Source organism: Proteus myxofaciens ATCC 19692, from assembly GCF_001654855.1.
GTDB classification, from domain to species: domain Bacteria; phylum Pseudomonadota; class Gammaproteobacteria; order Enterobacterales; family Enterobacteriaceae; genus Proteus; species Proteus myxofaciens.
On sequence record NZ_LXEN01000043.1, the window covers coordinates 13,540 to 27,470 of the forward strand.

Annotated in this window: 14 protein-coding genes; 1 reads left to right on the plus strand and 13 read right to left on the minus strand. The window is 38.6% G+C overall.

Going from position 1 to position 13,931, the window contains the following annotated elements; all coding sequences use genetic code 11:
• Positions 1 to 103: 103 nt before the first annotated feature.
• The 13 genes from M983_RS05305 to cysJ all read right to left on the minus strand — a co-directional run bounded on the left by M983_RS05305 (position 104) and on the right by cysJ (position 13,130).
• Complete coding sequence (locus tag M983_RS05305) at positions 104 to 730, minus strand: protein-L-isoaspartate(D-aspartate) O-methyltransferase (RefSeq protein ID WP_066748187.1); 627 nt, start codon at positions 728 to 730, stop codon at positions 104 to 106.
• Positions 724 to 1,488, minus strand: a complete 765-nt coding sequence (gene surE, locus M983_RS05310; RefSeq protein ID WP_066748190.1) for a 5'/3'-nucleotidase SurE — start codon at positions 1,486 to 1,488, stop codon at positions 724 to 726. Before surE ends, M983_RS05305 begins: the two co-directional genes overlap by 7 nt.
• On the minus strand, positions 1,466 to 2,518 hold the full coding sequence (gene truD, locus M983_RS05315) for a tRNA pseudouridine(13) synthase TruD (protein ID WP_066748193.1): 1,053 nt from the start codon (positions 2,516 to 2,518) through the stop codon (positions 1,466 to 1,468). Before truD ends, surE begins: the two co-directional genes overlap by 23 nt.
• Positions 2,518 to 3,000 (minus strand): 2-C-methyl-D-erythritol 2,4-cyclodiphosphate synthase, encoded by a 483-nt coding sequence (gene ispF / locus M983_RS05320; RefSeq protein ID WP_066748196.1) that lies wholly within the window; start codon positions 2,998 to 3,000, stop codon positions 2,518 to 2,520. Before ispF ends, truD begins: the two co-directional genes overlap by 1 nt.
• Before the next feature lies 1 nt (position 3,001).
• Positions 3,002 to 3,748: a 2-C-methyl-D-erythritol 4-phosphate cytidylyltransferase gene (gene ispD / locus M983_RS05325; RefSeq protein ID WP_066748199.1), complete on the minus strand. Its 747-nt coding sequence runs from the start codon at positions 3,746 to 3,748 to the stop codon at positions 3,002 to 3,004.
• A 39-nt stretch (positions 3,749 to 3,787) separates the two neighbouring features.
• The gene (gene ftsB / locus M983_RS05330; RefSeq protein ID WP_066748202.1) at positions 3,788 to 4,078 is read right to left on the minus strand and encodes a cell division protein FtsB; all 291 of its coding nucleotides are present in this window, start codon (positions 4,076 to 4,078) and stop codon (positions 3,788 to 3,790) included.
• 143 nt (positions 4,079 to 4,221) lie between these two features.
• Positions 4,222 to 4,842: an adenylyl-sulfate kinase gene (cysC, locus tag M983_RS05335; RefSeq protein WP_066748209.1), complete on the minus strand. Its 621-nt coding sequence runs from the start codon at positions 4,840 to 4,842 to the stop codon at positions 4,222 to 4,224.
• Entirely contained in the window at positions 4,839 to 6,293 is a 1,455-nt protein-coding gene (gene cysN / locus M983_RS05340) for a sulfate adenylyltransferase subunit CysN (RefSeq protein WP_066748212.1), read from the minus strand. Before cysN ends, cysC begins: the two co-directional genes overlap by 4 nt.
• A 12-nt stretch (positions 6,294 to 6,305) precedes the next feature.
• Complete coding sequence (cysD, locus tag M983_RS05345) at positions 6,306 to 7,214, minus strand: sulfate adenylyltransferase subunit CysD (RefSeq protein ID WP_066748216.1); 909 nt, start codon at positions 7,212 to 7,214, stop codon at positions 6,306 to 6,308.
• 13 nt (positions 7,215 to 7,227) lie between these two features.
• Positions 7,228 to 8,652 carry a siroheme synthase CysG gene (gene cysG / locus M983_RS05350; protein ID WP_066748218.1) on the minus strand — a complete coding sequence of 475 codons (1,425 nt, stop codon included), beginning with the start codon at positions 8,650 to 8,652 and terminating at the stop codon, positions 7,228 to 7,230.
• Positions 8,653 to 8,856: 204 nt separating this feature from the next.
• Entirely contained in the window at positions 8,857 to 9,588 is a 732-nt protein-coding gene (locus M983_RS05355) for a phosphoadenylyl-sulfate reductase (RefSeq protein WP_066748221.1), read from the minus strand.
• Positions 9,585 to 11,315, minus strand: a complete 1,731-nt coding sequence (cysI, locus tag M983_RS05360; RefSeq protein WP_066748223.1) for an assimilatory sulfite reductase (NADPH) hemoprotein subunit — start codon at positions 11,313 to 11,315, stop codon at positions 9,585 to 9,587. Before cysI ends, M983_RS05355 begins: the two co-directional genes overlap by 4 nt.
• Positions 11,316 to 13,130 carry an NADPH-dependent assimilatory sulfite reductase flavoprotein subunit gene (cysJ, locus tag M983_RS05365; RefSeq protein ID WP_066748228.1) on the minus strand — a complete coding sequence of 605 codons (1,815 nt, stop codon included), beginning with the start codon at positions 13,128 to 13,130 and terminating at the stop codon, positions 11,316 to 11,318. It lies immediately after the preceding gene.
• 291 nt (positions 13,131 to 13,421) lie between these two features.
• Here cysJ and queD point away from each other — a divergent pair, with 291 nt between their 5' ends.
• On the plus strand, positions 13,422 to 13,784 hold the full coding sequence (gene queD / locus M983_RS05370) for a 6-carboxytetrahydropterin synthase QueD (RefSeq protein WP_066748231.1): 363 nt from the start codon (positions 13,422 to 13,424) through the stop codon (positions 13,782 to 13,784).
• Positions 13,785 to 13,931 lie beyond the last annotated feature (147 nt).

Sequence of the window (13,931 nt, forward strand, 5' to 3'; positions counted from 1 at the left end):
ACACAAAAAGACGTTAATTTTTTGAAAATGTTTCATTTATTAGAGCAGATTACGACAAGCTGTTAAAATCCAGTAATAAAAAACGGTCAGATTAATCTGGAAATTAGGCAAGCTCACCAGAAATTAAAGGAACAAATCGAACAGCTTCGATAGATTGATAGTGAAAATCATTACCTAATCGACGAATAAACTTCAATACTTGATGTTGCTCACCGACAGGAATAATCATTCTGCCACCTTCTGCAAGTTGCATTAATAACTGTTGTGGTACTTCAATAGCGCATGCTGTCACTATAATAGCATCAAATGGACCTTTAGATGTCCACCCTTCCCATCCATCACCATGACGAGTAGATATATTATGCAGATCAAGCTGTTTAAAGCGTCGTTTTGCCTGCCATTGTAATGATTTTATTCGTTCGACAGAACTTACATGATGAACAAGATTCGCTAATATTGCCGTTTGGTAACCAGAGCCTGTGCCAATTTCTAAAACGCAATCATCTGGCGTTAATTCCAATAATGCTGTCATTTTAGCAACAATATAAGGTTGTGAAATTGTTTGACCATTACCAATAGGTAAAGCCGTATTTTCATAAGCCTTATGAGAAAGCGCTTCATCAATAAAGTGCTCTCTAGGTACTTTACTTATCGCTTCAAGCAGGCTTTCATCCTTGATGCCGTGCTCTTTTAACATTGTCAGTAAGTCTTTCATTGACCGACTTAACATGTTTTTTTAACCTCTGCTTTATTTGACCAGTTCTGTAGTAATTCAAGGGCTTTATAAGCTGTTAAATCTACATGGAGTGGCGTAATGGAGATATAACCTTCATCAATAGCTGCAAAATCGGTGTCAGGACCAACATCATTTTTCTCACCAGGAGGCCCTATCCAGTAAAGTGTATTCCCCTTAGGGTCTGTTTGCGTATATACATGTTGTGATGCATGGCGGCTGCCACAGCGAGTAATACGTAAACCTTTAATCTCATCAAGTGGAATATCTGGAACATTAATATTTAAAATATTCCCCGCTCTTAATGGAATACGTTGTAACATCGCTAAAATATCACAGGTAATTTGTGCTGCTGTCTCAAAATGCGTTTCACCATCTAAAGAAACAGCAATAGCAGGTAATCCTAAAAACCGCCCTTCTGTCGCAGCTGCAACAGTACCAGAGTAAATGACATCATCACCCAAATTAGGTCCATGATTAATGCCAGAAACAACAATATCAGGGCGAGGTAAAACCAGATGATTAACACCGAGATACACACAGTCTGTCGGTGTGCCTTCAACAATTGCGATATCACCATTATCAAGCGTTTGTTTACGTAGTGGTCTATCAATAGTTAGCGAGTTAGACGCTGCACTACGGTTGCGATCAGGTGCGACTATTTGTACATCATAACGCTGGCGTAATGCCTTGGCGAGTGTCTGTATCCCTTTTGCCATTACGCCATCATCATTACTCACCAATATTTTCAGCATCTTCATTCCCTAATAATAGTAATTCTCGAACAACGCTTGTCGCAAAGCTACCCGCCATCAAAAAGAAAGAGAGAGAAACGGTTTTGTCGTCAATCCAATGCCATGACATATCTTCAGGTAACATATTGATGGCACGTCGTGTATTATCAACTCGCTCTTGTCGAGCCAATGACCAAAACGTTTCATACTCAATAAGATTATTGGTTTCAAACGTTAACGCTTGCAATTGTGTCCCTAGATCCCCTTTTCCCGGTAAAGGTGCCGTAATATGGATGTCATGTTCGTCATAACGTGTTTGGCTTTGAGAAAGCTCTGCTTCGTCAACCACAAACCAGCTACCTCGACCATGAAGTTGCATCGCATCACCAAGCAATACCGTAGAGTAAAGATTTTGCGCTAATCGTTCACTGACAATATGGTTAAACATCGCACTGCGTGCGGCTGAGAGATAAAAACTGCGTTTACTCCTCTCTTTCACACGAATTTCATTGGTTGCCCAACGCATTGCTTGTCTTAGATTATCACCATTTCGACCAAAACGTTGTGCCCCAAAATAATTAGGTACACCTTGCTGTTTTATTAACGCTAAACGTGTATCAACAAAGGCTTTATCTGAAATATCTCGTAGTACTAAAGTAAAATAATTACCTTTTAACGTACCAATGCGCAATTTTCGTTGTTGACGAGTTGTTTCTAATATTTCACAGCCTTCAAGTTCAAATTGGCTAAAATCAGGCATTTCTTTACCTGGCATACGCAAACAGAACCATTGTTCTGTAACCGCATTTCTATCTTTTAAGCCTGCATAGCTAGCATCACGAGGGTGAATACCGACAAATTTAGCTAATTTTTCAGCAACAAATGCAGTATTGCACCCCGTTTTTCTTACTTTGACCATGACATGCTCACCTTCACCATCGAGGGTAAAGCCAAGCTCTTCACGAACAATAAAATCTTCAGGTTTTACTTTTAAAAGACCTGTTGCTTGTGGTTTTCCATGTAACCATTGAAGTTCTAGTAATTCACTCATTAAGATAATGACTCTTTGGTAAGTAAAACAACTGCTTCACAAGCAATACCTTCTTTGCGTCCAACAAATCCTAATTTTTCTGTAGTTGTTGCTTTAACGTTAATATCATCCATATGACATTGTAGGTCTTCTGCAATATTAACGCGCATTTGTGGCGTGTGAGGTAGCATTTTTGGAGCTTGAGCAATAATCGTGACATCTAAATTACCAATACGATAACCTTTTGCCATAACACGAGAGAACGCTTCTCTTAATAAAACACGGCTATCAGCACCTTTGAAAGCGGGATCGGTATCAGGGAAAAGGGTACCAATATCGCCCATGGCTACAGCGCCTAAAATAGCATCAGTAATAGCATGGAGAACTACATCACCATCAGAATGAGCAAGAAGTCCTTGTTCATGAGGAATTCTCACACCACCAATAATAATTGGGCCTTCTCCACCAAATTTATGCACATCGTAACCGTGTCCGATTCTCATATTATTTATTCCTTATACGGGTAATTTGACGAGAGAGAAAAAACTCTGCAAGCGCCAAGTCTTCTGGCTGTGTCACTTTAATATTATCTGCTCGCCCTTTCACTAATAGTGGCTCATAGCCACAAAACTCCATAGCAGAAGCTTCATCAGTAATTGTCGCATTTTGTGAAAGTGCTTTTTCAATATTGTTTTTTAACAAGATGGCAGGAAAAAATTGTGGGGTTAGCGCATGCCACAGTGTCGTTCTGTCAACCGTTTGTTCAATATGGCTATTTGTTTGATAACTACGCTTCATAGTATCTCTAACCGGAGATGCTAAGATCCCACCAATAAACTGTGAGTCAGTGTGCTTTGTATCAATTAATTGAATGAGTGCATCCAAATCACCAAAATACAAACAAGGTCTTGCTGCATCATGAACTAAAACCCATGTTTCTTTAGGAAAATGCTCAGTCACATAAGTTAATCCTGAAAGCACAGAATCAGCCCGTTCACCACCACCGTTAACCGTTATAATTCTTTTATCTTTAGCAATTGAAAGCTTGTGAAAATAGTTATCTTCTGGGCTAATCGCAACAATAATTTGACTGATACGTGAATGTTTTAGTAAAGCATTAAGGGTATGCTCAAGAATAGTTACGCCACTAATTTTAAGGTATTGCTTAGGGCAGGATGATTGCATTCTGCTTCCTATACCTGCAGCAGGGATCACCGCAACAATAGGAGGAATTGAGTTTTTTTTATTCATTATGATATTTATATCTAGACACACTATTAATTTAATAAATTAACGACGTGGTTGAGACTTGTCATTCACAATACGGAAAAATGTCTCATTAGGTTTTATCATGCCTAATTCAGTACGAGCACGCTCTTCTAATGCTTCTTGTCCGCCGTTGAGGTCATCAATCTCTGCAAATAGCCTATCATTACGCGCTTTTAATTGTGCGTTTTGTGCTAATGCAGATTCCACTTCTTCCGTCACTTTGCTGTGATCATGAATGCCATTTTTACCTAACCACAATGAATATTGTAATCCACCAAGCAAAATAAGAAGTAAGACTGTCAATTTCCCCATTACCACCCCCAAGATTAATGGGCTAATCATCCCACAACTCAATCATAGACGCCACAAAAGCGCGGGAATATATTACATTATTAATCACAAAAAATGTGTATTCTCTGTGAGTAGAGAATACACAATATAGATTAATACAAATATTAGTCTAATTCGTAAAATTTATTTTTGTTTAAAAAATCGATGATTTGCTGAGTTAATTCAGAAAGGGAGCGTGTGCCATCGAGGTGTAATTCTGGATATAAAGGTGCCTCATAAGGCGAATCAATACCAGAGAATTGTGTTATTTCTCCTCGCCTCGCTTTTTGATAAAGGCCTTTGGGATCACGTGATTCACATACATCTAAAGGTGTATCAACAAAGATCTCAACAAATCGTCCTTGAGAAAAACTGTCTCTAATTTGTTGTCTATCTTGTCGATAAGGTGAAATAAACGCGGTTAACACGATGAGTCCTGCATCAACCATTAATTTAGCCACTTCCCCTACACGACGAATATTTTCATGTCGATCCTCCTCGCTAAAACCAAGATCAGCACATAATCCATGGCGTAAATTATCGCCATCCAATAAATATGTCCGAATGGGTGAATGTGTTTGTGAATAGTGATAAAAATGTTGTTCTAAGGCATCAGCAAGTGTGGATTTACCTGATCCTGATAATCCCGTAAACCAAAGCACACATCCTTTGTGTGCTTGATTTAATTCTCGTTGTACCAGATCTATTTTATGGTTATGCCATACAATATCTGTTTTTCCTGTCACTCTTTGCCCCCAAGAAGATCTCTTACTCCCCAATGAGGAAAATGACGTCTGATTAGCTGATTAAGTTCGATTTCAAAAGCATCGTATTGTGATGATGATTTTGTGGGTGTTTGCCTTACTTCACGAATAAGTCCAGCACCTACCGTTACATTACTCAGCCTATCAATAAAAATTAGGCTACCGGTTTGTGGATTATCTTGGTAACTATCAAAGACTAATGGCTCTTCAAAAGAAAGTTCGACGCTACCAATGGCATTTAGCACCAAACTTTCTGCTGGTTGTTGAGTCAATTTATTAATATCCATTTGATGATGAATATTCTCAATTTTAGCACGGCTCTTTTTACCTGCGATTTTGATATCAAGAAGAGCGCCTTGCACTAATGGCTGTTCTGCCATCCATACTATATCAACTAAAGCATGATAGGAGATATGCACACTTGTATCATTGGCATCAACAAAGATATCACCACGGCTAATATCAATTTCATCATCTAAAACCAATGTAATCGCTTGTCCTGCTTTGGCTTGTGTTAAATCGCCATCAAAGGTCACAATACGTTTAATTGTTGAAATTTGCCCTGCTGGTAATATTTTGATGGCTTGTCCTTGATAAAGGGAACCTGAAGCGATAGTGCCACTGTATCCTCTAAAGTCCAAATCAGGACGATTCACATATTGCACAGGAAAACGCAATGGCAATGTTTTTTCACCAAATTTAACAGGAGCCTGTTCAAGTAATGTCAGTAGTGATTCACCTTGATACCAAGGCATAAAACGCGATGGCGAGACAACATTATCACCATCAAGAGCAGAAATAGGCACAAATTCAATCGTGAGATCATTAGGCAACTGTTGTGCAAAGGCGAGATAATCTTGTTCAATGGCATTAAAAACGTCTTGTTGGTAATCAACAAGATCCATTTTATTAATGGCCACGATAAGATGGCGAATTCCCAATAATGTACTGATAAAGCTATGGCGACGTGTTTGCTCTTGTACGCCTTTTCGAGCATCGATCAGCAGAATAGAAAGTGTACTGGTTGAAGCTCCTGTCACCATATTACGCGTGTATTGCGCATGGCCTGGTGTATCTGCAATGATAAATTTGCGTTTTGCTGTTGAAAAATAACGATAAGCAACATCGATAGTGATCCCTTGCTCTCTTTCTGCGGCAAGTCCATCCACCAGCAAGGCAAGATCAAGTTTTTCGCCTTGTGTCCCTATTTTTTTACTTTCATTTTGCAGTGTTGATAGCTGATCTTCATAGATCTGGCGCGTATCATGTAGTAAACGTCCAATTAATGTACTTTTACCATCATCAACATTACCGCAGGTTAAAAATCGTAATAACCCTTTGTTTTGTTGCGTTTTCAGGTAACTTTCAACACCACCTGATTGCGCGATTTCACTCACAATAAGTTGATTCGTTTTTATGGCTGCTGATCTCATCATACCCTCCTGTTAAAAGTAACCTTGGCGCTTTTTCAATTCCATCGAAGCTGATTGATCACTATCAATCAGACGCCCTTGTCGTTCACTGCTTGTTGAGATCAACATCTCTTCAATAATTTCAGGTAGTGTTTCAGCCTGTGATGGAATAGCACCTGTTAATGGCCAGCAACCTAATGTTCTAAACCGAACTTGTTGTTGTGTAATAACTTCACCTGTTTTAAGGTCGATTCTGTCATCATCAACCATAATAAGCGTTCCATCACGCTCAATAACGGGTCTGTTTTTAGCAAAATAGAGAGGCACAATATCAATATTTTCCAAGTAGATATATTGCCAAATATCGAGTTCAGTCCAATTAGATAGAGGAAATACTCGAATACTCTCCCCTTTATTTATTTGACCGTTATAATTTTTCCATAATTCAGGGCGTTGATTTTTAGGCTCCCAGCGGTGGGATTTATCTCTAAAAGAATAAATTCGCTCTTTAGCACGTGATTTTTCTTCATCACGACGAGCTCCACCAAATGCCGCATCAAAACCAAACTTATCTAATGCTTGTTTTAATCCTTCTGTCTTCATGATGTCAGTGTGCTTTGCACTGCCATGAATAAAAGGATTAATACCCAGCTCTTCACCTTGAGGATTACGATAAACCTTTAGATCAAAACCATATTCTTTCGCTGTTTTATCGCGAAATTCATACATTTCTCTGAATTTCCATCCCGTATCAACATGCAGTAATGGAAAAGGTAACTTTCCTGGATAGAATGCTTTACGCGCTAGATGCAACATCACCGATGAATCTTTGCCTATTGAATAAAGCATTACGGGATTTTCAAACTCAGCGACAACTTCACGCAGAATATAAATGCTTTCTGCTTCTAGCTGTTGAAGATGAGTTAATTGTGTACTATTCATAACAACCTCATTTTTAGGCAAAATGAACCAAAGGAGAGCGTGATGAAGTGCGAGTTTCCTGCACTTTTTTATCGCCAAACCACGCAAGTTGATGATGAAGTGCGACCACTTCGCCTACAATTAGTAATGCAGGCGTTGGTGCTTTCTGCGCTAATTGCGCTAATTGCGTTAAATCGCCAGTAAAGACTTGTTGCTCTGTACGCGTTGCGCAGCTAATTACCGCGATTGGGGTTGTTGGCGCTCGCCCTTTCTCAATTAAATATCGCTTAATGTATTCTGCTTTCGCTGTTCCCATATAAATGGCTAAAGTATGATTAGCTTGTGCTAATGATGCCCAATCAGGCTCATTACCTTGTGCTTTGCAGTGCCCTGTCATAAAGGTGACACTTTGCGCATAATCTCGGTGTGTTAATGGAATACCTGCATAAGCACTTGCACCACTGGCAGCGGTAATACCAGGTACAACTTGAAAAGTGATACCATGTTCAATCGCCACTTCAAGCTCTTCACCACCACGACCAAAAATAAAAGGATCGCCACCTTTTAATCGCACAACGCGTTTTCCTTGTTTTACATATTTCACGATTAAATCATTGGTTTCTTCTTGTGAAACACTATGTTGACCCGCCCTTTTACCCACACAAATAGTGTCAGCATCACGACGAACCAGCTCTAAAACTTCAGGACTGACTAAATTGTCATAAAGAACCACTTCTGCTTGTTGAATGACTTGTAAACCACGAAGCGTAAGAAGTCCTGCATCACCGGGGCCTGCACCTACTAATGCTAATTCGCCTTGAGGCATATCTTGCTGTTGAAGTTGTTGCTCGAGTTGCGCCTGCGCTTGTGCTATTTGATCATTAGCCACTAAAGAAGCAAATTTGCCACTAAATGCTTGTTCCCAAAAACGGCAACGCGCTTGAAATGTATGTAAATGCTGTTTTACTTTTTGTCGCCATTTTCCTGCAATCGTCGCCATAGTGCCTAATGAATTTGGAAGCATTGCTTCTAGCTTTTCACGTAGCATTCTGACTAAAACAGGCGCTTTACCCGCAGAAGAAATCGCCACTAAAATTGGGCTTCTATCAATAATGGCAGGAAAGATAAATGAGCATTGTGGCTGAGAATCTACTACATTGACAAAAATATGCCTTGCTTGTGCATCAAGATAGACTTGTTGATTCAATGCATTATCATCTGTCGCCACAATCACGAGCATCGTACTTTGTAGATATTCTTCTTGATAATGCCCAGCAATCCACTCTATGCGATTTTCTATAAATGCTTGATGCAATTCATCGCATAACTCAGGAGCAACCACGGTTAAGTGAGCACCTGCACGTTGTAATAATGATGCTTTACGCGCAGCCACATGACCGCCACCCACAAGAAGCACTGGGCGCTCTTTTAAATCGAAAAATAATGGCAGGTATTCCATACGCGTATTCTCAATATCAATTGTTCATTTTATGAATAATGACTATAAAAGGTGCAATTGTGCTTATGAAATGACAAAAAGCTATGAGATGGAACAGAAAGGAATAAGAGAAATTATTTATATTTCAATGTATTATTTATTTTATCACGACAAATAGGGCAATAGATTTCTCTATTACCCGAATAATATTAATAATGAATAATTTTATTCGTGCAAACCGCACTCACGCTTTAAGCCAAAGAAACGCGTTTCTTCTTCGCTCATGCCCTCTTCCCATTTACGTGTAGTATGGGTATCACCCACTGAGAGATATCCTTGCTCCCATAAAGGATGATAAGGCAAGTTATTTTCTTTAAGATATTGATAAATTTGTTTATTATCCCAATCGACAATCGGTAATACTTTAAATACACCTTTGGCTATAGAAACAATAGGCAGATGTTCACGGCTTTTAGATTGCTGATGGCGTAATCCCGCAAACCAAGTTTGAGCCTGTAGTTCATTCAATGCTCTTTCCATTGGCTCAACTTTGTTTATGTGATTATAACGCTCAATCCCTTCAATACCTTGTTCCCAAAGCTTTCCATAACGAGCTTCTTGCCAAGATGAAGATATTTCAGCACGATAGACTTTAAGGTTGAGATTTAACTGTTTTGTCAGTGAATCGATAAATTGATAAGTTTCAGGAAACAGATATCCTGTATCTGTCAAAATAACAGGAATATCTGGATATTCTTGTGTGATTAAATGCAGACAAACCGCAGCTTGAATACCAAAGCTTGAACTTAATACCCATTCTTTAGGCAAATGAGTCAGCGCCCATTGAACTCGCTCAACGGCACTTTGATGTGCTAATTGTTGATTGACTTGCGCTAATGCGATTTGTTGTTCATCAGCGGAAAGTGCAATAATCTCTGAAAGTGACCATTGTTTCATACCGTTTCTTGCACCTCATAAAAATCTATCGCTGAGTTTAGAACAGGCTTAACCACATCAGTACGAATAAGGAAATCACCAAATCCTTCGTTTTGATTGCGATAAGTTGCCCATTCAGCAATGAATGTATCAAGTATGGCAATAATTTCTTTTGATGTGATATTTTCACGATACATTCTAGGAATACGTGTTCCAATACGATTTCCACCTAGATATAAATTGTAACGATCAGGTGCTTTACCGACTAATCCTACTTCAGCTAGCATCGCTCTACCACAGCCATTAGGGCATCCTGTCACACGAACAACAATATGTTCATCAGAGACATTGTTTTTTGCCATTAATCCATCAAGGGTATCAGTAAACGACGGTAAGAATCGCTCAGCTTCTGCCATGGCTAAAGGGCAAGTTGGAAAAGAAACACAAGCCATTGCGTGTTCACGTAACGAGGTTACCTTATCGCTGATTAAGCCGTATTGACGAGCTATTGCTTCAATATTGTCTTTTTCATGTTCAGGAATACCTGCAACAATTAGATTTTGGTTAGCGGTTAAACGAAAATCACCTTGGTGGATTTTCGCTATTTCAGCAACACCTGTTTTCAATGGTGCATTTGGTGAATCTATCAATCGCCCGCTTTCTATAAATAGTGTGAGATGCCAGTTATTATCAACGCCTTTTAACCACCCAATTTGATCACCACGATGAGTAAATTCATATGGCTTAATATCTTCAAAAACAACACCAGAACGACGTTCAACTTCTTGTTTGAATGTCTCTATTCCTACCCGTTCTAGAGTGTATTTTGTTTTCGCATTTTTACGTTCTGTTCGATTACCCCAATCACGTTGGGTGGTAACAATCGCTTCTGCAACAGCCAGTGTTTTATCAATTGGGATATAACCAAATTCACTTGCTAAACGAGGAAAGGTATTTTTATCACCATGCGTCATGGCTAAACCGCCACCCACTAACACATTAAAACCAATAAGATGGCCATTTTCAGCAATCGCAACAAAATTCATATCATTTGCATGAAGATCAACATCATTATGCGGTGGAATAACGACGGTTGTTTTGAATTTTCTAGGTAAGTACGTTTCACCTAAAATAGGCTCTTCATCTGTTGTAGCAACTTTTTCTTTGTCTAGCCAAATTTCTGCATAAGCATGAGTACGCGGTAATAAATGCTCTGAAATCTTTTTTGCCCACTCATACGCTTCTTGGTGTAGTGAGGATTGCACTGGGTTTGAAGTACATAAAACATTACGGTTAACATCATTTGCTGTCGCTAATGAATCTAGCCCTACTTCAGCTAACATTTGATGGGCGGGTTTTACATTACCTTTTAAAATGCCATGAAATTGAAATGTTTGGCGATTAGTAATACGAATACTGCCATATAGCGTATTTTCAGTCGCAAATTTATCAATATTTAGCCACTGTTGCGGTGTGATAATCCCACCTGGTAAGCGACAACGTAGCATCATCGCATGACGAGGCTCTAGCATTTGTTCAGCGCGTTCAGCTCGAATATCTCTATCATCTTGCTGATACATACCATGAAAACGAATAAGCAAGAAGTTATCGCCTTCGAATCCACCAGTTAAACCATTTTTTAAGTCTTCTGTAATAGTGCCACGCAAAAAATGACTCTCTTTTTTCATGCGTTCACTATCAGCCAGTTTCCCTTCTACAATTAAGGGCGCTTGAGTATGTGATTTCATTTAATAGACATCCCTCTGATAACGCTTTTCTAGACGTAGCTCACTTAAATATTCATCTGCTTCATCAATATTTTTATTACCATATTCCATCACAATATCTAGCAACGCTTGTTCTACATCTTTTGCCATATGAGATGCATCACCACAGACATAAAGATAAGCACCTTGTTGTAACCACTGCCAGATATCATTACCGCGTTCACGTAATTTATCTTGTACATAGACTTTATAAGCCTTTTCACGCGACCATGCTAAATCGATATGGGTTAACAAACCGCTTTTTACATAACGTTGCCATTCCACTTGATAGAGAAAATCTTCTACAAAATGAGGATTACCAAAAAATAACCAGTTTTTACCCGTTGCACCGTCATTTTCACGTTGTTGCATAAAAGCTCTAAAAGGCGCTATTCCAGTGCCTGGCCCTATCATAATGACAGGCGCCTCATTATCTTGCGGTAAACGGAAATGCTCATTTTTTTCGATAAATACATTTAAAGATGCACCTTCTTCGAGCCTGTCAGCTAAAAAGCCTGATGCACCACCTGTATATTTGCGATCATTAACGTCATAACGCACTACTCCTAATGTAAGGTGTACTTCGTCCTCAACTTCTTGTTGAGAAGAAGCAATAGAATAAAGACGTGGTGTTAGAGGCCGTAAAATATCAACAAACTCTTGAGCGACGGGTTGTGCGCAATATTGACGCACCATTTCGTTGATAGGATTTTTATCAGCATATTGCTGTAGTTTTGTCTTATCAGCCACCAGCGATAACAGATCTTCATGGCAAGTTAATTGTGCATAGGCTTTCACAATCGGAGCGCTATTTTGTGTTAATTCACAATGACTTAATAGCGCTTCTTTTAATGTCACTACTTTTGATTTCACAGTGACAGACTCATCACCTTTTAGCCATAATAATGCGATAAGTTCATCGACTTTTTCTTCTGAATTATTGAACCAAACACCGAGAGCATCACCTGCTTGATATTGTAAATTCGAGCCTTCAAGACTAATTTCAATATGCCGGATATCTCTATCTGAGTGACGTCCAGTAATTTTTTGATTTGTCAGCAATGTAGCCGCGAAAGGTGCATCACGATGATAAAGACTTGTTTCTACAGAATCGGTTGTTCCTGCTTGAGTTTGTTGTAATACACGACGACTTTGTGCAGGAAGTCGAGCTTTTAATTGTTCGGTTAATTGAGCAATCCATTCATCAGCTTGTACTTGATATTCAACATCAGCATCAACTCTAGGTAATAAACGCGTTCCTCCTAGCTTTTCAATGCGATCATCAAAGTCTTTTCCTGCTTGGCAAAAATGCTCATAGGAAGAATCACCTAAGCTAAACACTGCAAATGATGTTTCTTTCATTGCAGTCGCTTTTTTGGAATTTAAATATTTATAGAATGCTATTGCTTCTTCAGGTGGTTCACCTTCACCTTGTGTAGATGCAATAATAATTAGCGTCGTCGCTTTATGAATTTGCTTAAATTTATATTCACCCGCCGAATAAAGCTCAACATTCAATTTATTAGTGACCAGATTATCACGTAATTGCTCAGCAAGACGGCGAGCATTACCTGTCTGTGATGCCGAAATTAGCGTAATAGTTTCAGCTTCTGGTACTAAATCTGAGGCAGGGGCTGCCGTCGTTAAAGGCGATGTACTCTGATTCAGCTGTCCCCAAAAATAACCTGAAAGCCACGCAATTTGTGCAGGCGCCAAATCTTTTGTTGCATCCTGCAACTTATTCAATTGCTCTTGAGTCAATGGAAGCATTGATAATAAAGGGGGTTGATTGCTCATTATTCCTGCCTTAAAAAAGCGGTGCATTTTTCGCTATGCACAAATGTTTTCAAATAATATTTCTTATATCGAGAGGGTATCTCACGATTAGAATACGAATTAAAGACAAGTTAGCTCTATCTAATAACCTTAAATACTAACTTCATTTATGGGTTTAACTTACCTATAAAATCGATTAATTAAGGTAAAACTAATAACCAATTAAAAACTAAGCTAATTAGGTGTGTAGAGAGAAATCAGATACACTTAAGAAACGCTTTCTTTTTAAATAATTAAATCAAGAGATATTTAATGACAACGACTATCTTTAAAGAATTTCAGTTTGAAGCTGCTCATCAATTACCTCATGTCCCTAAAGGACACAAATGCGGAAGACTTCATGGACATTCATTTTTAGTTAGATTAGAGCTAACTGGTGACGTTGATACTCATTCAGGCTGGTTAATTGACTTTGCTGATGTAAAAGCTGCTTTTAAGCCGACACTCGATAGACTTGATCACTACTATCTTAACGATATAGAAGGTTTAGAAAATCCGACCAGTGAAGTGCTTGCTAAGTGGATTTGGTCACAGGTAAAACCTTCTTTACCATTATTGTCAGCAGTAATAGTAAAAGAGACATGTACAGCAGGTTCTATTTATCGTGGTGAATAAGAAGTAATGTTCTAAACGTTATCTATTAACTTAAAAAAGAAAATCAGTTAGTTATAAACTGATTTTCTTTTTTTATTATGTATTTTTAATAAAGGTCACGCAATATTCAGCTTATTTTTTATGTATATACTTATAAAACAAATCTCT

Bases quoted from the DNA above. Each gene is read 5' to 3' on its own strand.
- cysJ (WP_066748228.1), bottom strand. From the start codon at position 13,130: ATGAGCAATCAACCCCCTTTATTATCAATGCTTCCATTGACTCAAGAG.
- cysN (WP_066748212.1), bottom strand. From the start codon at position 6,293: ATGAGATCAGCAGCCATAAAAACGAATCAACTTATTGTGAGTGAAATC.
- ispD (WP_066748199.1), bottom strand. From the start codon at position 3,748: ATGAATAAAAAAAACTCAATTCCTCCTATTGTTGCGGTGATCCCTGCT.
- cysI (WP_066748223.1), bottom strand. From the start codon at position 11,315: ATGAAATCACATACTCAAGCGCCCTTAATTGTAGAAGGGAAACTGGCT.
- cysG (WP_066748218.1), bottom strand. From the start codon at position 8,652: ATGGAATACCTGCCATTATTTTTCGATTTAAAAGAGCGCCCAGTGCTT.
- queD (WP_066748231.1), top strand. From the start codon at position 13,422: ATGACAACGACTATCTTTAAAGAATTTCAGTTTGAAGCTGCTCATCAA.
- ispF (WP_066748196.1), bottom strand. From the start codon at position 3,000: ATGAGAATCGGACACGGTTACGATGTGCATAAATTTGGTGGAGAAGGC.
- M983_RS05305 (WP_066748187.1), bottom strand. From the start codon at position 730: ATGTTAAGTCGGTCAATGAAAGACTTACTGACAATGTTAAAAGAGCAC.
- ftsB (WP_066748202.1), bottom strand. From the start codon at position 4,078: ATGGGGAAATTGACAGTCTTACTTCTTATTTTGCTTGGTGGATTACAA.
- M983_RS05355 (WP_066748221.1), bottom strand. From the start codon at position 9,588: ATGAAACAATGGTCACTTTCAGAGATTATTGCACTTTCCGCTGATGAA.
- truD (WP_066748193.1), bottom strand. From the start codon at position 2,518: ATGAGTGAATTACTAGAACTTCAATGGTTACATGGAAAACCACAAGCA.
- surE (WP_066748190.1), bottom strand. From the start codon at position 1,488: ATGCTGAAAATATTGGTGAGTAATGATGATGGCGTAATGGCAAAAGGG.
- cysD (WP_066748216.1), bottom strand. From the start codon at position 7,214: ATGAATAGTACACAATTAACTCATCTTCAACAGCTAGAAGCAGAAAGC.